At 62.0% G+C, this 21107-nt stretch carries 16 protein-coding genes and 1 tRNA gene; 5 read left to right on the forward strand and 12 right to left on the reverse strand.

The features are described 5' to 3' along the window. Positions 1 to 50: 50 nt before the first annotated feature. A complete protein-coding gene (locus X566_RS17770; protein WP_034470052.1) occupies positions 51 to 1808 on the reverse strand; it encodes an ATP-binding protein in 1758 nt (585 codons plus the stop codon). Positions 1809 to 2720: 912 nt separating this feature from the next. Here X566_RS17770 and X566_RS17775 point away from each other — a divergent pair. Next, entirely contained in the window at positions 2721 to 3410 is a 690-nt protein-coding gene (locus X566_RS17775) for an META domain-containing protein (protein WP_160170494.1), read from the forward strand. A 56-nt stretch (positions 3411 to 3466) separates the two neighbouring features. Here X566_RS17775 and X566_RS17780 read toward each other — a convergent pair. The 8 genes from X566_RS17780 to X566_RS17815 form a co-directional block, all read right to left on the reverse strand. Further along, positions 3467 to 3540: transfer RNA gene (locus X566_RS17780), tRNA-Gln, on the reverse strand. Between the two features lie 113 nt (positions 3541 to 3653). After that, positions 3654 to 4478, reverse strand: coding sequence for a rhodanese-related sulfurtransferase (locus X566_RS17785; RefSeq protein ID WP_081740311.1), 825 nt, complete (start codon positions 4476 to 4478; stop codon positions 3654 to 3656). 79 nt (positions 4479 to 4557) lie between these two features. Then, the gene (locus tag X566_RS17790; protein WP_081740312.1) at positions 4558 to 6009 is read right to left on the reverse strand and encodes an MFS transporter; all 1452 of its coding nucleotides are present in this window, start codon (positions 6007 to 6009) and stop codon (positions 4558 to 4560) included. Between the two features lie 99 nt (positions 6010 to 6108). Further along, positions 6109 to 6894, reverse strand: coding sequence for a fumarylacetoacetate hydrolase family protein (locus X566_RS17795; protein ID WP_034470061.1), 786 nt, complete (start codon positions 6892 to 6894; stop codon positions 6109 to 6111). A gap of 10 nt (positions 6895 to 6904) precedes the next feature. Then, positions 6905 to 8272, reverse strand: coding sequence for an LLM class flavin-dependent oxidoreductase (locus tag X566_RS17800; protein WP_034470062.1), 1368 nt, complete (start codon positions 8270 to 8272; stop codon positions 6905 to 6907). Positions 8273 to 8328: 56 nt separating this feature from the next. Beyond that, complete coding sequence (locus tag X566_RS17805) at positions 8329 to 9381, reverse strand: Ldh family oxidoreductase (protein WP_034470064.1); 1053 nt, start codon at positions 9379 to 9381, stop codon at positions 8329 to 8331. A 33-nt stretch (positions 9382 to 9414) separates the two neighbouring features. Next, positions 9415 to 10650 carry an LLM class flavin-dependent oxidoreductase gene (locus tag X566_RS17810; RefSeq protein WP_081740313.1) on the reverse strand — a complete coding sequence of 412 codons (1236 nt, stop codon included), beginning with the start codon at positions 10648 to 10650 and terminating at the stop codon, positions 9415 to 9417. A gap of 230 nt (positions 10651 to 10880) precedes the next feature. Then, complete coding sequence (locus X566_RS17815) at positions 10881 to 11729, reverse strand: enoyl-CoA hydratase (RefSeq protein ID WP_034470067.1); 849 nt, start codon at positions 11727 to 11729, stop codon at positions 10881 to 10883. A gap of 143 nt (positions 11730 to 11872) precedes the next feature. On the opposite strand from X566_RS17815, the gene X566_RS17820 reads away from it, so the two are divergent. Beyond that, a complete protein-coding gene (locus tag X566_RS17820) occupies positions 11873 to 12784 on the forward strand; it encodes an NAD(P)-dependent oxidoreductase (protein ID WP_034472277.1) in 912 nt (303 codons plus the stop codon). A 15-nt stretch (positions 12785 to 12799) separates the two neighbouring features. On the opposite strand, the gene X566_RS17825 is transcribed toward X566_RS17820, so the two are convergent. Next, positions 12800 to 13903 (reverse strand): NADH:flavin oxidoreductase, encoded by a 1104-nt coding sequence (locus X566_RS17825; protein WP_034470070.1) that lies wholly within the window; start codon positions 13901 to 13903, stop codon positions 12800 to 12802. Positions 13904 to 13996: 93 nt separating this feature from the next. Between X566_RS17825 and X566_RS17830 the strand changes: the two genes are divergently transcribed. Then, positions 13997 to 15622: a GMC family oxidoreductase gene (locus X566_RS17830; protein WP_034470072.1), complete on the forward strand. Its 1626-nt coding sequence runs from the start codon at positions 13997 to 13999 to the stop codon at positions 15620 to 15622. A gap of 234 nt (positions 15623 to 15856) precedes the next feature. After that, positions 15857 to 17110, forward strand: coding sequence for an MFS transporter (locus X566_RS17835; protein WP_343213151.1), 1254 nt, complete (start codon positions 15857 to 15859; stop codon positions 17108 to 17110). Between the two features lie 6 nt (positions 17111 to 17116). Here X566_RS17835 and X566_RS17840 read toward each other — a convergent pair whose 3' ends face one another. Both X566_RS17840 and X566_RS17845 read right to left on the reverse strand, forming a co-directional pair. Then, complete coding sequence (locus X566_RS17840; RefSeq protein WP_034470076.1) at positions 17117 to 18502, reverse strand: aminotransferase; 1386 nt, start codon at positions 18500 to 18502, stop codon at positions 17117 to 17119. A 164-nt stretch (positions 18503 to 18666) separates the two neighbouring features. Then, positions 18667 to 19065, reverse strand: coding sequence for a PaaI family thioesterase (locus X566_RS17845; RefSeq protein ID WP_034470078.1), 399 nt, complete (start codon positions 19063 to 19065; stop codon positions 18667 to 18669). Positions 19066 to 19399: 334 nt separating this feature from the next. On the opposite strand from X566_RS17845, the gene X566_RS17850 reads away from it, so the two are divergent. Further along, entirely contained in the window at positions 19400 to 20983 is a 1584-nt protein-coding gene (locus tag X566_RS17850) for a B12-binding domain-containing radical SAM protein (protein WP_034470082.1), read from the forward strand. Positions 20984 to 21107: the final 124 nt, after the last annotated feature.

The raw sequence follows: 21107 nt of genomic DNA on the forward strand, positions 1-21107 counted from the left end.
GCGGGCGTCGCGAAAAGTCGACACGAGAACGGTGCGATACCGCGGCCGGATCAGCGCAACGGCTTTTTCAGGAGCGAGAAGCGGTCCGGGTCGAGCCCGAGAGAGGGTTGCAGCAATGGCGAGTCGGATGTTCGCGGCAGCGGCCTCTCCGCGTTGGCGGAGTCGGTTGTTGATGGTTCGCGGTGGGTCGTGGCGCTGCGCCAGCGCGCCAGCACCGAGCTGACAAAGGCTGTGTCATGCGAAGAATGGGAGGATGCGTTGGCGAGCAGGGTCGCTTCGCTACGCGGTAGCTGGTGGGGCGGCAACTCCTTGAACCGCAGCCGGGTCGGCAAGGCGACGCCTTCGCCAAACGCCAGCACTTCCCGCGTGCCGAGCGAGGGCACGAATGACAGCAGATTGGCGGCTGCGTCGGAGACGGCCGAGCGCAGCAGCGTCTGGTCACGATCGTTGGCGAGCCGCATCGTGAACAGGGTGCTGCATTGGGAAATGATGGTCGCATCCAGTTCCGCGGGCCGCTGCGTCACCAGGCCGAGAAAGACGCCGTACTTGCGGCCTTCCTTGGCAATGCGCGAGATCGCCTTCCGCGTCGGGCCGAAGCCGATGCTGCGGTCGGCCGAGGCATAGCGGTGCGCCTCTTCGCATACGAACAGCAGCGGCGAAGCCCCATCGCTCCACAGGCCGAAATCGAAGGCCATGCGGCAGATCACCGACACCACGGAATCGACCACCTCGACCGGAAATCCCGCGAGCTGCATCACCGTCATGGGCCGGCCATTGGCCGGCATGCGGTAGAGATGGCTGATGACCTCCGCCATCGTGTCGCCGCCGACATTGGCGTTCTCGAACATGAACGCGTAGCGCGGATCGTTGCGGACCACTTCAATGCGCGAGAGCAGCTTGCTGTAGACCACCCGCGAGGAGCGATTTTCCAGCTTCCCCATGCGCTCGTCGATCAGCGATACCAGGTCCACCAGCCGATAAGGCACCGGGGTATCGACCGTGTAACCGGAGGTCTTCGGGTCGGTCCGCCTGAGGCCGTTGCGATCCGATGCCTGGTATTGGGTATACATCGCCTTGGCGTAGGGCAGCACTTCGGACAGAACTTCGAGTTCTTCCGGCACACCGGGGCGTCCGCCGAAGATGACGTCGACGAATTCCTCGAAGTTGAACAACCAGAACGGCAGCTTAAGATTGCGCGGGTTAAGCACCAGCGCGCGTTCGCCGAAGCAGCGGCCATATTCGTTGTGAACGTCGAGCAGGAACAGCCGGAGGTTGGGCCTCGTCTGCAGAATTTCGTTCAACAGCAGCGACACGCCACTCGATTTTCCGACGCCGGTTGAACCGAGCACAGCGAAATGCTTGCTGAGCATCTCGTCGATATCGACATAGGCGCCGACGCTGGGGTCCTGCTGCAGGTGGCCGACATGGATCGCGTCCTTGTGGGCGGGGGCGTAGACCGTTCGCAGCTCTTGATTGCTGATCGGATTCACGGCGTCGTTGATCGCCGGATAGATCGTCACGCCGCGCTGGAAGCGCGATCCCGAAACTCCGCCGGTGATTTCGCCGAGCAGGTCGACCGATGCGGTGGCGACATATCGATCCCGATCGGATGCGGCCAGGCCTTCACACGAGACCTCGGTGATCATGGCGATAACGTTCGACGAATTGCAGCGTATCGAGACGAACCTGCCGACGGTCGCGCGCGCTTCGGCGGGGCCGAACTGCTGAGAGGCGAGAATGCCAATTCGCGCCAGGGATCCTTTGACGGATATGACCTGTCCAAATGGCGGCGGGGGCGAAGTCAACATACGGTGCAGTGGTTCGAGGCTTAGGCTACGCCTGAACTATGCGCAGTCCTTGCTGCACAAACTGTTAAACCGCGGATACTCGCCAGTTTTTGGGTACCTGTGTTGACCGGTCGGGTCAGCCGGTTCCCGTTGCGGATCAGGCGGGTACCTTAATTACAGAGCTCGATGGCGGCCCAAAGGCCTCCACACTGGAAGCCCCACTCCGGAGGACGAAGCCACCAATCTGCGAAGCGACGAGAAGAAAGCAAGCCATCACAATGGGAAGCGAGACAATGGGAAGCGAGAAGAGCTTCAATGAATCTTGGCCACTCTGCATAGCCATGTTTCCACCACCATGCCCTATAAGGGTGGTTCCAGAACATGGTTAATGAATGGCTAATGCGCTATGTCAGTGGCGCGAGAAGTGCGAGCGTGGGGCATCGCATGAGTGGACGAGCGAGCACAGGCTGAGGGCGACCAGAGCAACGCCAATGCACAATGCGGCGAACATCAACGCCTCCATTTGCTTTACAAGATGCGCACGATTTCCTGGAATGTCTTGATACTTTTTAAAGATCGGTAACAGGTCTGAGCGGTTGGTTAGCGCCGTCCTAACCTCGATGTCGGGGCGCGTGGATGCAGAAGCAAGATATCGGCGTGTCGCCGTGGGACCACGCTGTTGCATCAATGGGCATCGCGCTTTGCAAAGGATCTCCGCCGGTAGGGGGACGGTCCGGCGGGCTGGTCGGCATCGAGGGGCGTCTCAATGTGCTTGATGGCAGCCCCTTGTGGTGCATAGCTGCGAGACGGGATGTAATGACGAGACGGAATCGACGATTTATGGCTGACATCACGAATGTTTCCAGGCGTGGGCTTATGGCCGTGCTGGGCGGGTTGGTTTTGATCCCTGCGAACGCCGCTGATGCCGCGACCATGACCCTGCGCGGAACCGTCTCCTATCGCGAGCGGCTCGCGTTGCCGCCGAGCGCTGTGGTCGAGGTCAAGCTTCTCGACGTGTCACTGGCCGACGCACCGGCGCGAACCATTGCCGAGACCCGCATCCCGGTCGGAGCACGGACTGTGATCCGCTACTCGCTGCGCTTCGACCGCGCGCGGATTCTGTCGCGGCGCAGTTATGCCTTGCGGGCGCGCATCACCGATGGCGACCAGCTGTTGTTTATCAATACCGTGCGTCACGCGGTGTTTGCGGGAGGGGCCAACAACACCGATATACGGGTCGAGCCGGTCGCCGCCACGGCGCCAGCGCCACCGCAGGCGGCGGCGCTTTCCACGCCGTCTGGACAGTGGCTTGCCGAGGATATCCGGGGTGGTGGCGTGATCGATCGCCTTCAGACGATCCTGACGATCGCTCCCGACGGCACGGTATCGGGGACCGGTGGTTGCAATCGTATCCGCGGCAAGGCAACGATCAATGGCGATGCGATTGCATTCGGCGCGATTGCCTCCACCAAGATGGCGTGCAGCCCGGCCGTGATGAGACAGGAGCAGAGGTTCCTCCTGGCGTTGCGCGATGTCCGCGCCTGGCGGATCGATAGCGCCCGCCGCAAGCTGACATTGATCGGCGTCAATGGTGCGCCACTGATGGTGCTGGCGCAGATGTAGGTTCGCAGGGCCTGACCCTTCGTCTGCTCGAGGGGCGAAGAGCGGGACAGGAGGGCTGGCTGGGGAACTAGGATTCGAACCTAGACAGGCAGAGTCAGAGTCTGCAGTCCTACCATTAGACGATTCCCCACCGGGCTCGCGTCATTCAGGGAAATTTCCCTGAAACAACAACCCTCTAAGGGCTGCTGATTCCGCGAAATCACGAGGTCCGGCGCCTCATATAGAGCCGTCAGCGCTCCGGGTCTACCCCCTTGCGACATCTTCGGCGGCAGAAGCTGACCGGAGAGAGGTTTCACCCGCACAGGTCGCACCGGTCTCGGACGCTTGCGAAGAGCCGCTCGGCCGTTCCGACAGTCCATGCCCCAGCGCCACCCGCTCATCGAAGACGAAGCAGTCGCCCTTCCAGCGGCTTTGCGATTTGGGGACCAGCTCAAGGTACTTCAAAATGCCGCCCTTGAGGTGATAGACCTCGCCGAACCCGCGTGCGAGCAGATAGGAGCTCGCTTTTTCGCAGCGGATGCCGCCGGTGCAGAACATTGCGATTTTGCGGTGCTTGGCCGGGTCGAGCTCTCGCTTGACGAAATCGCGAAACTGGCTGAAACGGGTCAGCTTCGGGTCCACGGCGCGCTCGAATGTGCCCATTTCCACTTCGAACGCATTGCGCGTGTCGATCACCAGGGTCTCGCGGTCCTCGATCAACGCATTCCACGCGGCTGGATCGACATACGTGCCGACGCGTGCGTTCGGGTCGGTCGCCGGATCGCCGAGCGTGACGATTTCCTTCTTTAGCCTGACCTTCATCCGCCCGAACGGCATTGCAGCCGCGCCGGAGAACTTCAATTCCAAGTTGTCGAGGCGGCGCCCGAAAAACGGTCCGTTCCGCAGCTCGTCGATCAGGCGATCGATGGCGTCGGAGGGACCTGCGACCGTGCCATTGATGCCTTCTCCGGCGAGTAGGATCGTTCCCTTGATACCCAACGCATCGCAGCGGGCTCTCAGCGGCTCGCGCAGATCGCGGAAATCGGGCAGGGGCAGGAATTGATAGAGGGCAGCGACCTTATAGCTCATGGCCGGCGGTTTAGCAGGGAAGAAAGGCGGTTGAAACAGGGAGGCGTTCCAGCGATGCGCCACCGCTCGCGATGGCGAACTAAGCGGCGGCACGGTCCGGACGGACCGTGCGCATCCAGCCGCGCAGCAGGGCCAGTGCGACCACGGTGAAAGAGATCAGGGCGGCAAGGGTGAAGGCGCCCTTGAAGCCGAGGAGCAGAGCCGGTGTATCGTCGGGGTCGCCATTCGCGATGCCACTGAAGGCACTGAAAGCAAGCATCAGGAGATTTGCTCCGATCACGAGGCCGAGCGTGCGCGTCATCAGGACCAGGCTGCCCGCGACGCCGCGGTTCTGCTTCGGCAGGCTGGCAGTCGCAATATCGAAATAGGCGACCTGGAACAGGCCTACACCCAGCCCTTGGGCGAATGCCGCGAGGATGAGGACAGGAAGGGTCGCCTGAAGGCCGAGCGCATGCACCGAGGGGCTGCCCAGCATGCTGATGACGGTGAGGCTGCAGGCCGACAGGAGAGCTCCCAACAGGGCCATCCGGCGCGGATGGAGGCTCGATGCGAGGCGGTTGGCGAGCGGTGCGGCCACGATGACACCGACGGGTGAGGCGGACAGCACCATGCCGGCGGCGGACGCAGCGAGGCCACCGATCGCAACCAGATAAAACGGAGCAAGGAGAAGCAGAGCGAAGCCCGCCAGGTTCAGAAGGGCATGGGCGACATTGAGCAGTGCGAAATCCGGATCACGAAACAGCGTCACGTCGATCACCGGTTGTTTGGTGCGCGCCTCGTGCCAAGCGAATGCTGTGCAGAGCAATCCGGATACCCCGAGCAGCAAGATGCCCATCGCCGTGTTGCCGGATGGCTGCAGTTGGTTGAGGCCCAGCAGAGCGCTCGAAATCGCCAGCACAAGCAACGTCGCACCGCCCGCATCAAAGCGCTCGCGCGACGGGCTGCTCGGTGCCGCGGGCAGAGCGAAGCCCGCAACGAGAGCGGCCAGTGCAAAGGGCAATCGAAACGCGAAGACCGCGGGCCAGCCCCAGCGCTCAACCAGCAGTCCGCCGACGATCGGGCCTGCGGCACCACCGAGGCCGATCAGGAGCGTGTAGAGGCCCAGTAGGCGAGGCCGATGCGTCTCGCTATAAAGGCCGGTGAGCAGTGCGGGGCCGCAGCTCAGGACAAGCGCGGCGCCAACGCCCTGCAACACACGCGCCGCAAGTAGGGTACCGTAGCTCGTGGACAGCATGCAGAGTGCGAAGGCGAGGGCGCTGCCTGCCGCTCCGAGCAGGAATACGAGCCGATGTCCGAAGATGTCGCCGGTTCTTCCGAACACCAGCATCAGCGCGGCATAGGTGAGCGTGTAGGCGATGACGATCCATTGGATATCGGCGATCGGCAGGGCGAATGCATGCACGAGATCGGGAAAGGCGACATTGACGGCCGAATCGAATTGTACGGCGAGCGTTCCAAGGCAGAGGGCCGCGACGCTCATCGCGCGCGATGTGTCTTTGCCGAGAGGAGGCTGTTGTGCCGATGCGCTCATCGCGACAGAGCCTCCCGCCAGTTTTGACGATGAAACCCGTTCACCTGCCGGCTTGCCGCGGACGAGGCCGTCCTGTGTTTCGTATCGTGCTTCAAAGGCTCATCGTGTTTCGGCGACGAACTTATTCCGTAAGGTGCCGATCCCAGTGATGTCGATCTCGACGACGTCGCCCGCCTTCAAATCCGGTGACGAGCCGTCGGTCCCCATCCAGATTACGTCGCCGGGCCACAGCGTGAAGTATTTCGTCATCTCGGCGATGAACTGCGGAATGCTAAAGACCATGTCGTTGGTCTTAAAATGGTTGCTGACTTTCCCGTTCAGACGGACGGTCGTTTCCATCGCGTCGAGATCGACGTCGGTTTCGATCCATGGGCCCATCGGCTTGAAGGTGTCGGCGTTCTTGGCGCGCCAGAGCCCGCGATCGGCCTTCTGCCAGGTGCGTTCGCTGACGTCGTTGCCGATCGTGTAGCCGAACACGCACGACATCGCGTCGGCTTCGCTCAGGTGCTTCGCCTTCTTGCCGATGACGGCGACCAGCTCGCCCTCGTAATGCACCTTACCGGTGGCGTCGGCGGGAATAATCACGTCCTCGTCGTGGGCGATTAACGCGTTCTGGGCGCGATAGCCGATTTCGGCGCGATCCGGCACGTTCGGCACTTCGCCGCGACGGTTCGCGGCTTCGGTCAGATGCTTCACGTAGTTGAGGCCGGCGCAATAGAACGTGCGTGGGATCAGCGGGATTTCGATCTTCACATCGGCGAGATCGTGCTTTGTCGCCGTCTTTTGCCATTCGCCGAAAGGCTCGCCGGAGATCTCGATCGCCCGGTCGCCTTCGATCAGCGCCCAGCTGGTCTTGCCCTTCGCAGTCATCTTCGCAAAACGCATCGTTCAAGTCCTATTCGGCAGCCTGCTTCGGCTGCAACTTCCATGATCCCACCGGCGGCACCGGCAGGCCGAGATTCTCACGCAGGGTCACGCCAGCGTAGTCCTTGTGATAAAGTCCGCGCCGTTGCAGCTCCGGCACCACATGCTTGACGAAGTCACCGTAGGCGCCGGGAACGTAGGTGGCGGCTACGACAAAGCCATCGCATCCGCGGGAGACGAACATCTCCTCCATGTAGTCTGCGATTTCCTTGGGTCCGCCGACGACGGCGCCTTCGACCTGACCGCGGCCGCTATGGACGACGAAATCCCGCGCGGACGGATTCTTGATGCCGCTCTTGCGGATGACACCATCGCGGATGCCGATGATACCCGACATGCTGGCCAGTTCTTCGTCGGTCAGCGGCTCGTCGAGCGGCTTTGCGGCGAAATCGAAGTTGAGCCCTTCGGCGAGCAGCGACAGCGCGTCCATCTCGGTGGGCAGTTTCGAGATCAGCGCCATCTTGTCTTCGGCCTCAGCCTTGGTCGCCCCGGCCACCGTCAGCAGCATGTTGCAGATGAAGATGTGGTCCGGATTGCGGCCGAGACGGGCGGCTTCACCTTTAACGGCGTCATAGCCTTCCTTGGCGATATCGGTGTTGCGGCCGGCAGCGAAGATCACTTCGCCCCAGCGGCCGGCGAAACGCTGGCCCCGGCCGCTGGCTCCTGCCTGGATGATGACGGGATGGCCTTGCGCCGAGCGCGGGACCGTGAACGGGCCGCGCGACTTGAAGAACTTTCCGTTGTAGTCGAGGCGTTTGACCTTTGCCGGATCGGCAAAGCGGCCGGTTTTCTTGTCGATGATGAGGGCGCCGTCGTCCCATGCGTCCCAATGGCCGAGCACGACCTCCATGAATTCGTCGGCGCGATCGTAGCGCAGGTCGTGCTCCATGTGCTCGTCACGACCCATGTTCTGCGCTTCGCCGTCATTGACGGAGGTGACGACATTCCAACCAACGCGGCCATTGGTCATCAGGTCGAGGGTCGCAAAGCGGCGCGCGACATCGAAGGGCTCGAAGTAGGTGGTTGAGCAGGTGGAGGCGAGGCCGAGTTTGGTCGTGACCATGCCCATCGTGGTCAGGACGACGATCGGGTCCATTTTCACGCAGCGGATGCCGTATTCGACCGTATGTGCGTGATCGTTGCCGAAGCGATCGGGCATCGCCAGCCGGTCATCGAAGAACGCGATATGAAATTTGCCGGCTTCGAGAATGCGGGCGATCTCCTGGTAGTAATCCGCCGACATGGAGTCGTCGCGAGACAGCGGATGCCGCCAGGAGGAGGGCAGGTTGGTGCAGTTCTGCGCCTGGAGGAAGCCGACCATCACCATCTGTCGCGTCATGCTTCCCCTCCCTTGATGGTTGTTCTTGCTTGTTGCTGTTGTTGTTTACGCTGCGCCTATTTCAAGTCGAGCTCTGCAGCCAGGTTGTAGTCGGCCGCGAGTTTGCGGAGTTTGTTCCAGGTATCGTCTTCGACCCCGATGCCTGATTTGCGGCGTTCCTGCTCGGTGCGATGTTCGATCTCGCCGGGATAGAGAACGCCGGTGGAACCTTCGGACGGCGGCGTCGCGTTGAGGTAGCGAGCGAACTCGGCGACTTCCTTCTTGAAATCCTTCAGCGGGCGGAACGCCTCGACGTTGAAAACCGCCATGAACGTACCGTCGTTATGCCGGCCGGTCGGCTCGACACCGAAGCCGAGGCCGGTCAACAGGCCGCACAGGATCTCGACCATGGCCGCGAGCCCGGACCCCTTGTAGCCTTCGGTGCCGCCGAGCGGCAGCAGGGCGCCGCCCTGGCGGAGCTGCTTCGGGTCGGTCGTCAGCTTGCCGTCTTTGCCGACCACCCAGCCCTTCGGAATGTCCTCGCCGCGCGCCGCCGCAAGCGCGACCTTGCCGGCCGCAACCGCAGACGTCGCCATGTCGAGATAGATCGGGCCATCGAGGTCCGAAGGCACGGCGATCGAGATCGGGTTGGTGCCGAGGCGCGCCTCGCGTCCGCCGAAGGGGGCCACGACCTTGGTCGATCGTCCCGAATCGGCTGTCGCGATGCCGATCATCCCCGCTTTCGCCGCCATCAAGGGATAGGCCGCGAGGCGGCCGACATGGCTCTGGCGAAACACGGTGCATGCGGCGACGTTTGTCTTCTTCGCTTTCTCGATGGTGAGTTGCATCGCCTTGGCGTTGACGTAGAAGCCAAATCCCCAATGTCCGTCGATGACAGTGGTGGCTGGCGACTCCTGCACGATGGTCCATTTTTCGCCGGGGACGATATGCCCGACCTTGATGCGGTCGATGTAGGTCGGGATGGCGATGATGCCGTGGGAGTCGTGGCCGGCGAGATTGGCGTTGATGCAGCCAACGGCGACGGCGTCGGCCTCATCCTTTGAGGCGCCGGCCGCGCGCAACAGTGCTGCGCCGATGTGGGTCAGGCGATCGGCTTGAACGATAGGCATGAAGTGTTTCCTTGGGCGTTTTACGGCCGCACATTATTTTGCGGCGGCCTTCGCTTTTTCTTTTTCTTCCATCCGCTTCTTCAGAGCTTCCGGCGAGATGCGTTCCTCGCCTGGATTCTGGTGCGCATAGATGTCGTAGCCGTCGGTGGCGAGGTTCTCCAGTACAGTTCGTCCGGAGAGTACGTCCTCCTTCCACTTCGCATGGGAGGGCTCCAGCGCGTGAAACTCTGGCATCACCTCCTTGGCAAAGAGTTCGAGGCTGTCGCAGATCGCCTTGTGCGTGGTCTTCCCGGCCTGATTGAGCAGGATGACCTGATCGACGTGGGAATCGGCGAACTGATGCAGTTTCTTGCGGAGCGTCTCGGGCGAACCGATCAGACCCGCATTCAGAGCAGCTTGCGCCTTCTCGGTCTTGCGCCAATCCTGATAGGCGCTCCAGAGGTCGCTCTTGCCCGGTGCATCGACGCCCGCGCGGCCATAGTACTGCAACGCGAAAATGAAGAACGTCCACCCGGCGGCGAGTTCGCGCGCTTCCTCGTCGGTCGGCGCGCACATGAATCCGGACACCACCGCGATGTTGGGGTTGTCCTTGTATTCGGTGAGACGATTCCGATTGTGCAGGAAGTTGTTGTAATAGCGGTGCACCCAAGCCCGTGCGGCTTCCGGCGAGACGAACGAGAAGCCAAGTGCGCCCATACCCCATTCGCCTGCCTTCGCGATCGTCTGGATGTTCGAGCAGGCGACCCATAGCGGCGGGTGCGGCTTCTGACGCGACTTCGGAATCACGTTGCGAGCCGGGAAATCGTGGAACTGGCCGTGGAATTCCCAGTCTTCCTTGGTGAACATCGGCAGGATCGCGCGCACCGCTTCCTCCCAGCGCTCGCGCTTGTCGCGGACGCGGGTGCCGAACGGATGCAACTCGGCGGGGCCGGTTGCTTCACCCATACCGAGCTCGACGCGCCCGCCGGACAGAAGGTCGAGGGTCGAGACTTTCTCCGCGACGCGCTGCGGCTGATTGGTCGTGATCTGAATGACGCCGTGGCCGAGCCGGATGTTCTTGGTGCGCTGGCTCGCGGCGCCGAGAAACACTTCCGGAGCGGAGGAGTGCGAGTATTCTTCCAGGAAGTGATGTTCCACCACCCAGGCGTGGTCGTAGCCCAGCTTGTCGGCAAGCTCGAACTGGCTTAGCGCATCCTGGAAGAGCTGGTATTCGCTATCCGCAGTCCAGGGACGAGGCAGTTGCAGCTCGTAAAAGATGCCGAACTTCATTGTGCGATCCTCCGTGACCCTGCGGTGCCGTCCGATTGTTGGGATTTTTGCCCGGACTGGCTGGTTATCGGCGGTGTCGAGCGAAGCGGAAACCGCGCAACCTTACGCGGAAGGTTCGCGATAACCGCGTTCACTGTCAACTGTATTTCCAGTCCGCTGCACGAAACGGGTTTCACCGCGGCTTGCGATCGCAGCCATCGCGATCGCGGATAGGCGGAGTTTCGGCGTGCTTATTCCGCGGCGGTTTTCCTGACCGACGGATGCAGTCCTCCGGGATCGACGACCATGCCGAACTCTTGCAGATTGTGGGCATGGCAGAGCTGATGCAGCGCGAACGCCTGATCGATCGCGGTTTGCTGGCCGGTCGCATCCATCGCGCGGTTGACCGCTTCCTTTGTCATCTTGAGCGCGAACGACGGCTTGGATGTGATCCGTGATGCGAGATCGAGCACGAAATTCGAGAGCTGGTGGCGCGGAACGACATGGTTGACCATGCCAAGGCGATGCGCCTCCTGTGCGGTCCAACGATCGGCGGTGAACAGCAACTCCTTGGCCTTGCGAGGGCCGAGTTCGAACGGATGGACGAACCATTCGACGCCGCAGACGCCCATGGCGACGACGGGATCGCAGAACTCGGCGTCGTCGCTGGCGACGATCAGGTCGCAGGCCCATGCGAGCATGAGACCGCCGGCGATGCAGCGGCCTTGCACCTCGGCGATGGTGGGCTTGGCGAGATTGCGCCAGCGGCGGGTGATTTGCAGATAGATCTCCTGTTCGCGCGCGAACCGGCCGTGGGCATTGGGCTCGTTGAAGCCGCCCCACCAGTTCACTGCGGGAAAGTCGATCCCGGCCTTCGTCTTGCCGGTCGCGCGCAGGTCGTGACCGGCGGAGAAATGCGGATCGGCGCCCGCCAATACGATCACCTTGATCGCATCATCCTGCACCGCACGATCGAACGCGGCGTTGAGATCGTAGGTCATCTGCAGGTTCTGGGCGTTCCGCGCGTCCGGCCGGTTCATGACGATTCGGGCGACGCCGGGCGCGGGATGTTGATAGACGATGGTTTCGTATTCGCTCATGGCGGTTTCCTCGTTGCGGCTTTTCGTCTTGGCGATAGTCTGCCGCGATCCGGCGGGTTCGGCAATCGATCGGCTGCGCCCTCGTAATTGTGTCGCAGAGACGATAGCCTATGGATGGACTGTCGGCTGCGGGAGAGCTTGCAATGCGCGCGGTGTTTGTCGACGGCGATCCGGTATCGGCCGACATCTTCAAACGTCTCGCCAAGTCTGGCGATCCGCCAGTTCATGTCCACCCTGATCCGGACCTGTCGTCCAATGCGATCCCGGACATCCTCGGCGATGCGTCCATTGCCATCATCGACCATAGCTATCTGCCGACCGAGGTGGCCAAGCGCTGCAAGGGGCTGACGGATGTCGTGTTCCTGGGTACGGGTGCGCGCAGCTATATGAATCCGGAGGAACTCGCCGGATTGGGAATCGCCGTACACATCATCAAGGGCTACGGCGATACGGCTGTTGCGGAGAGCACGATCGCGCTGATGTGGGAGGCCGCGCGCGGCATCGCCCGGATGGATCGCGAGATGCGCAACGGGATTTGGCTGCGAACCGAGGGTATGCAGCTCACGGGCAAGACGATCGGGTTGATCGGCGTTGGCGGTATCGGTGCCGAGGTTGCGCGGATGGCTGGCGGCACCGGCATGCGTGTGCTGGCCTGGAACCGGACGCCAAAGGCGCAAGCCGGAGTAAGCTTCGTCGATATCGAGACGCTCTTACGGGAAAGCGACGTCGTATCGATGCACCTGTTGCTGAACGATGAGACGCGCGGATTCCTGTCACGCGACAGGATCGCGGCGATGAGGCCGGGCGCCATCCTCATCAACACGGCGCGGGCAGGGCTGGTGGATGAGGAAGCGATGATCGACGCGTTGAGATCAGGTCACTTGCGCCATGCCGGATTGGACGTTTTCATGGTCGAGCCGCTGCCCGACGATCATGTTCTGAAGACGATGCCGAACGTCACGCTCTCCGCGCATTCGGCCTTCCGTACGCCGGAAGCGAGCGACAATCTGATTGCCGCTGCGCTTGACCATTGCCGGCGGATTGCGGGCGGGTGACGGTATAGTTCTGGGTCAGGCGAATTCCTTCAGCGCTGCGGGCGAGAACGGCTGCAGTTCCTGGGTGCGTCCGTCGCGCACTTTGGCGGTCCAGTGCGGATCGCTGATCAGCGCGCGCCCCACCGCGACCAGATCGAACTCGCCCTTGGAGAGGCGCGCCTCCAGTTCGCCCAACTCACTCACCTCGGATATGTCCGGATTGCGCAGCGAGTGAACGAAGTCGACGCCTTTCAACCCAACCGAGCCGACGGTGATAGCGGGCAATCCCGTGAGCTTCTTGGTCCAGCCGGCCAGGTTCAGGTCGGAGCCTGCGAACTCGGGCTCCCAGAAGCGCCGGGTGGACGCATGGAAGATATCGACACCGGCATCGACGAGCGGCTCCAGGAATGTTGCCAATTCATCCGGCGTCAGGGCGAGCTTTGCCGCGTAGTCCTGCTGCTTCCACTGGGAGAAGCGCTGGATGATCACGTAGTCCGGCCCGACGCGCTCGCGCACCGCCTTGACGATCTCGGCGGCGAAACGCGTGCGCTTGACGAGGTCTCCGCCCCAAGCGTCGTTGCGTTTGTTCGAGCCTTCCCAGAAGAACTGATCGATCAAATAGCCGTGGGCGCCATGCAGTTCGACGCAGTCGAAGCCGATGTCCTTGGCGGCCGCCGCGGCCTTGGCGAAGGCTTCGATGGTGTCGGCGATGTCTTCCTCGGTCATCGGTTCACCGACGAGTTTGCCCGTCCCGGACAAGCCGGACGGACCGTCGGATTTGCCCTCGGGGTGCGGGCCCGTGCCGGGGCGACGCACCATGCCCTGATGCCAAAGCTGCGGCGCGATCTTGCCGCCTGCGGCGTGGACCTCCTTCACGACGCGTTTCCAGCCTTCGAGGCTAGCAGGCTGATAGAAATTCGGAATCTTCGGATCGCCCGATGCGCCGGCGCGATCGATCGTGGTGCCTTCGGTGACGATCAGGCCGACGCCGCCTTCTGCGCGGCGCCGATAATAGGCGGCGACGTCTTCACCCGGCGTGCCGTTCGGGCTGCGGGAGCGGGTCATGGGCGCCATCACGACGCGATTGGCGAGGGTCAAAGATTTGTAGCTGAACGGCTGAAACAAAGGATTGGACGACATCGGCGAACGTGCTCCCATGGGCGTGCCCGATTGCTTTAATCGGGCACGGGCGGCATGGTCAAATACGAACAAGAAGCTCAAGGAGGACTTCGAATGGCCGCGGGGCAGGGAACGGGGGACGCGGGGCAGTTCGATTTCATCGTGGTCGGAGCGGGCTCGGCCGGATGCGTGCTGGCGAGCCGCTTGAGTGCGGGCGGCAAGCATTCGGTGCTGTTGCTCGAAGCCGGGCCGCGCGATCGCAACATCTGGATCCATATCCCGATCGGCTATGCGAAGCTGTTCAAGAACAGCGATGTCAACTGGATGTATCAGACGGAGGCCGAGCCGGAGCTCGAAGGCCGTTCGATCTTTCAGCCGCGCGGCAAGGTGATGGGCGGCTCGAGCTCCATCAACGGACTGATCTACATTCGCGGTCAGCGTGCCGACTACGATCGCTGGCGCCAGCTCGGCAACACCGGCTGGGGCTACGATGACGTGCTGCCTTATTTCAAGAAGGCGGAGAACCAGCAGCGCGGTGCCGACGATTTCCATGGCACAGGCGGGCCGCTGTCGGTATCCGATCCGCGGCAGTCGGACCCGCTGTGCGAAGCCTTCATCAAGGCCGCCGCCGAGAACGGCATTCCGACAAATCCGGATTTCAACGGCGCGACGCAGGAGGGGGCAGGCTACTATCAGACCACCACGCGCAATGGCCGTCGCGGCAGCACCGCGCGCAGCTATCTCCGGTCGGCTCATATCCGGCCGAACCTGAGGGTCGAGACGAACGCCTGGGCGCAGCGCATCTTGTTCGAAGGCAAGCGGGCCGTCGGCGTCGTCTGGCGGCAGAACGGTGTGTTGCGGTCGGCGCGGGCGGAGCGGGAGGTGCTCATCTGCAGCGGTGCGTTCAATTCACCGCAGCTCTTGCAACTGTCGGGCGTCGGCCCCGGTGAGCTACTGCGTCAGTACGGCATCGGCGTCGTTCATGATGCGCAAGGCGTCGGGGCGAGTTTACAGGATCATTTGCAGGTTCGAATGGTGATGCGTTGCTCGCGGCCAATCACGTTGAACGACGATGTGAAGAGCTTGCGACGCAGTGCGTGGATGGTGATGCGCTACGCGATGTTCCGCAAGGGCCCGCTGACGATCGCGGCCGGATATGCAGGGGCCTTCTTCAAGACCCATCCGCGGCTTGCGACGCCCGACGTGCAGGTTCACTTCATTCCGTTCTCGACCGACAAGATGGGGGAGAACCTGCACACATTCTCCGGGTTTACGGCCTCGATCTGCCAGTTGCGCCCCGAGAGCCGGGGCAGCGTGAAGATCAGGAGCGCCGATCCATCGATCCCGCCGGAAATCCGCATCAACTATCTCGCGACCGAGACCGATCGTACCACCAATGTCGAGGGCTTGAAGATCCTGCGTAAGATTCTTCACGCGCCGGCGATGAAGCCGTTCGTCGAGGCGGAGGTCGAACCCGGACCGTCGATCATGAGCGATGCGGATTTGCTGACGTATTGCCGGCAGCGCGGAGGCACCATCTACCATCCGACATCCACCTGCCGCATGGGCAACGATCCCCTTGCTGTGGTTGACCAGCAATTGCGTGTGCGCGGCGTCGAACGGTTGCGGGTGATCGACGGATCGGTGATGCCGGATCTCGTGTCGGGCAACACCAACGCACCAATCGTCATGATCGCCGAGAAGGCGAGCGACATGATCCTGCAGGATGCGCGAGGGTAGTGTCGCACGCCATCACGGGATTTGGGTGGGCCATGCTCTCGTCGGCTCTCGCATTCTTACCGATTGTTACGCAGCTATGCCGGCCTCTTATAAGCGTCACGCGGCGATAGGGGTGGTTGCCACTGTTCTGGGGGGCTAGAACGAACGCAGGGAAGAAACGCGACAGCGTAACGACAACGAAGCCAAACGCAACGAGGGGTGGCACGCGATGCATCGCGGCCTGACAGTCTGACCGTGACCGAGCGGTCCTCCGCACTCGCACCATTCAGGATTCGCAGCTACCGATTTCAGTGGCCTGCCGATGTTTTGACGTCGTGGGCGTTCGAGATGGAATTCCTGATTCTCGGCTGGTACATCCTGGTCGAGACCGGCTCCGTCGTCATGCTCACCCTGTTCGGCTCGCTGATGTATCTCGGTACGCTGGTCGCGCCGATGTTCGGCGTGTTCGGCGACCGGATCGGCCATCGTAACCTGCTGGCCGGCATGCGGGCGGCCTACGCGTTGTTGGCGACGACGATGATGACGCTGGCGCTGACCGGTCTGATCAATCCGCTTTACGTCTTCGTCATTGCCGCAATCTTCGGGACCATCCGGCCATCCGATCTCGGCGTGCGCGGTGCCCTGGTAGCGAGCACGATGCCTCCGGCCTATCTCGTCAGCGCCATGAGCGTCTCGCGGACGACGATGGATTCCGCGCGCATTGCCGGAGCGCTGACCGGGGCGGGGATGTTTGCCGCCCTCGGCATGGGGCCCGCTTATATCGTTATCGCGAGCCTTTACGTGGCGAGCACGATCCTGACGCTCTGCATCTCGCCGTCGTCGGAGACGCGTTCGCCGGACGAGGCCGGCGCCGCTTACGCCAGTTCGTCCCCTTGGCGCGATCTGTCGGACGGGATCGCATATATCTGGAACACGCCGCGGCTGCAGGCCGCGATGTGGATCGCATTTCTTGTCAACCTGACGGCATATCCTTTCACCAGCAATCTGCTGCCCTATATCGCGCGCGAGGTGCATCAGACCGACCAGACCGGCCTCGGCTATCTTTCCGCGAGCTTTGCGTTGGGCGCGTTGGCAGCCTCTATGGTTCTGAGCCATCTAAGCGGGGTAAAGCTGGCGCGTGTGATGATCATTGCCACCGCCGCCTGGTACGCGATGCTGATGGTGTTCGCCCAGGCGCAATCGCTGCCGACGGCGATCGCCTGCCTGATGCTGACCGGTTTTGCTCAGAGCCTCAGCATGATCGCGCTGGCCGTCATTCTGATGCGAACCGCAAGCGAGCGATTTCGCGGGCGGGTCATGGGGGTGCGTATGATGGCGATCTACAGCCTGCCGGTCGGGCTGTTGGTGGCTGGGCCGCTGATCGAGTTGATGGGCTTCATGCCGACTGCAACCCTTTATGCGGCAATCGGGCTGTCATTTACGCTGCTGATCGCAGTGCGCTGGCGCGAGGATCTGTGGAGACCGCTCGCGCCGGCAAACACGATGTAGGCTGGGTCAGACCCAGCCGTTCTTGCGGGCGTGATCGAGACCGTCGTCAAGTGCGCGATGCAGGCCCTGCAGCAACTCCTCGATCTCGTCCTCGGTGATGATCAGTGGTGGGCAGACCGCAATCGCGTCACGGACATTGCGCAGGATGACGCCATGGTGAGCGGCGCGGGACTGGACGAAGGCACCGAGGCCGAGCTTGCTGTCGAAGGCGGTCTTGTCCTTCTTGCTGCGAGTGAGTTCGACCGCGCCGATCAGTCCGACGCCACGGGATTCTCCGACCAGCGGATGATTTTGCAGTTCCCGTAAGCCCGACTGCAGGCGCGGTGCGACCTTCTTCACATGGTCGACGATGTTGCGCTCCTTATAGATCGCCAGCGTCTCCAATGCGACAGCGGCGCAGACGGGATGGGCGGCGTAGGTGACTCCGTGCGCGAATGCCCCGTTCTTGGCGCTGCCGTCGGAGATCGCCTGATAGATCTTGTCGGTCATCATCAGCGCTGAAATCGGCAGGTAGGACGATGACAGGGCTTTGGCCATCGTCATCATGTCCGGCTTGAGGTCGTAGGTATAGGACGCGAACAGTTCGCCGGTGCGGGCGAAGCCGGTGATGACCTCATCGACGATGAACAGGATGTCGTGCTTGCGCAAGATTTCCTGGATGCGCTTGAAGTAGCCCGGCGGTGGCACGATGACGCCACCTGCGCCCATCACCGGTTCGGCGATGAACGCACCGATGTTTTCGGCGCCTTCTTTCTGGATCAGCGCTTCGAGATTGCCGGCGAGGCGATCGACGAATTGTTCGACGGTCTCATCGCCCTTGGCGAAGTGATAGTAGCTCGGCGCATCGGTATGGACCATGCGGTCAAGTGGCAGGTCGAAATCCGCATGCACCGGCGCGAGCCCGGTCAGGCTGCCGGAGGCGACCGTGATGCCGTGATAGCCGAAGTAGCGGCCAACCAGTTTCTTCTTCGCTTTCCGGCCGATCTGGTTGTTGTAGTACCAGACGATCTTGCACGCCGCGTCGTTCGCCTCCGAACCCGAGTTGGCGAACAGGACATGATTCAAGCCGTCGGGCGTGATCTTCACCAACTCTTCGGCGAGCTGGATGCCCGGTTCATGCGAACGTCCGCCGAAAATCTGCGAATAAGGCAGGCGAGCAAATTGCTTGGCGGCGGCTTCCGCGAGCCGCGGCTCAGAGAAGCCGAGCGAGGTTGACCACAGGCCCGCCATCCCCTCGATATAACGCCGGCCGTCGGCATCGTAGACGTAGATGCCTTCGCCGCGGTCGATGATGAAAGGGCCGTTGGCTTCGTTGGTCTTGAAGTTCGTATACGGGTGGACGATGTAGGCGAGATCGCGTTGGGCCAGATCGAGCGGTCGGGGATGATTCATCGTCCGAATTCCTGCCTTGTGAAGCTGCGCAAATCATCGCCCCGCAACGGCAGCAGTGTCAATGCGATACCATGGGAACGGACCGCTGCATGGCGGACTTGCGGAAACAGAGGCGGATCGGCGTGGGCGCTGATCGTCCGCCGGTGTGCGGCGCAACCAGTCCTCTAAAGGACCATTTGCGTTTGGGTGACCAGCGCGACGAGTTTCTTCTCGGCGGTTTCGATTCGCGTCTGCCAGACCTGGGTGCGGCGGCCACGGTGAATGGGCGTGGCGGTTGCGGTAATGGTCGTTCCCGCTGGAGCACCACTGACGAAATTGGTCTTGCTCTCCAGAGTGGTCGTGCCCTTTGCGTCTTCTGGGAGGTTGATGACGGTGGCTGCAGCGCCGACAGTGTCGGCGAACGCCATCAGCGCTCCCCCGTGGACCGTATGGCCTGCAGTGCACAAATCTTCACGCACGAGCAACGTCGCAACGACACGGTCCTTCTCAGCTTCGACGAAGGTGATGCCCATCAGCGATGAAAACGGCAGGGGAAAGTTTTTGATCCGGTCGAGCGGGGTCATGGGGGTGTCCTTGAGCGTGATCCTCTCCACGGAGAATAGACGTGACGTTACGTCAAAGACAAATTGCCGTGGTATCTGTCAGAAAAAGCGGGAGCGAACCGTTAAATCCGCTCGCGCGGCGAGCGGGTCATACCAGAATAGAACGCGGGCGGTCCTGGTGGCGCTTTTTTGCCGCTTTCCGTCAACAGACTGGCAGGGAATCGGGGCACCTTGCAGGCTTGCGGCGGGTGGTCTTGCGCAGGCATGCTTCATCCATTCGATGATGATTGGAACCTGTGACCGAAGCGCGCGTTCACAATGGCGAGTGTGATGGATGAGGCATCAAGGAGTGCGAATGAGAGGCGGCGGCAGTTTTGGCCAGCGCAAGATTCTCTGCGTATTCCCGCGTTACACCTCCTCGTTCGGTACGTTTGAGTATGCCTATCCGCTAACGGACGGCGTACGCGCGTTCATGCCGCCGCAGGGGCTGCTGGTAATCGCCGCCTACATCCCGGCCGACTGGCAGGTCCGTTTCGTCGACGAAAACATGAGGCCGGCAACGGACGCAGATTTCGCGTGGGCCGACGCAGTTTTCGTCAGCGGCATGCATATCCAGCGGCAGCAGATGAACGATATCTGTCGCAGGGCGCACGCATTCGATCGTCCGGTGGCTCTCGGCGGCCCCTCGGTCAGCGCGTGCCCGGACTATTACCCGTCGTTCGATTACCTGCATCTCGGCGAATTGGGCGACGCGACCGATGATCTGATCGCCCGCTTGGCTCGCGATGTCGGCAGGCCGCCGCAGCAGGTGGTGCTGAAGACCAAAGAACGGGTCGAGATGGCCAAGTTTCCGATCCCGGCCTACGAACTGGCGGAGATCGATCGGTATTTCCTCGGCAGTGTTCAGTATTCGAGTGGCTGCCCCTATCAATGCGAATTCTGCGACATTCCCGGTCTGTATGGCCGCAACCCGCGGCTGAAGACGCCGGAGCAGGTTGTTGCCGAACTGGACAAGCTGCTGGAATGCGGTGTCGCCGGTTCGGTCTATTTCGTCGACGACAATTTCATTGGCAACCGCAAGGCCGCGCTGGAACTGCTGCCGCATCTGGTCGAATGGCAGAAGCGGACCGGCTTTCAGATCCGTCTGTCCTGTGAGGCGACGCTCAACATCGCCAAGCGTCCAGAAATCCTCGAACTGATGCGCGAGGCCTATTTCATCACGGTATTCTGCGGCATCGAGACGCCGAACCCGGATGCCTTGAAGGCGATCTCCAAGGACCACAACATGATGGTGCCGATCATGGACGCCATCAAGACCTTGAACGGTTACGGCCTGGAGGTCGTGTCGGGGATCATCCTTGGGCTGGACACCGATACGCCCGAAACTGGGCAGCACCTGTTGCACTTCATCGAGGAGTCGCAAATTCCACTGTTGACCATCAACCTTCTACAGGCGTTGCCCAAGACGCCACTATGGGATCGGCTCAAGCGGGAAGGACGCCTGGTCGAAGACGAAGAGCGCGATTCCAACGTGCAATTCCGCCTGCCGTACGAGCATGTCGTGACGAGTTGGCGGAATTGCATGCGGAGCGCCTACCAGCCCGAGAAACTGTTCAGGCGTTTCCAGCATCAGGTGGAGCATACGTTCCCGAACCGGCTTCAGCTCTCTTGGCGAGACCGCAAGGTGACTTGGCGACAGGTCAAACGCGGCATGACGATCCTCGCGCGCATTGTCGGCAAAGTCGGGCTTGCCGGCGATTACAAGAGCGTGTTCTGGAAGTTCGCGGTCGGCCGGCTGATCCGTGGCGACCTGGAAGGGTTGATCGCTGTGGCGCTCGTCTCCCACCATCTGATCATGTTCTCGCGCGCGGCCTCCGGCGGACAGCAGAACGCATCGAACTACTCTACGCGCCTGCGCGAGGCTGTTGCGGCCGAATAGTGGCCGCGCGCAATTTCGCCGCATCTCTCAACTTATTGTATCTAGATGTGAAATTGTCTTTTTCGACCGGGGCGGCAGGCGCCGGCCGGAGTATCGCTGGAGCGTTCCAAAAAACATGCTAGAG

The sequence above is a fragment of the Afipia sp. P52-10 genome (genome assembly GCF_000516555.1).
GTDB lineage: Bacteria > Pseudomonadota > Alphaproteobacteria > Rhizobiales > Xanthobacteraceae > P52-10.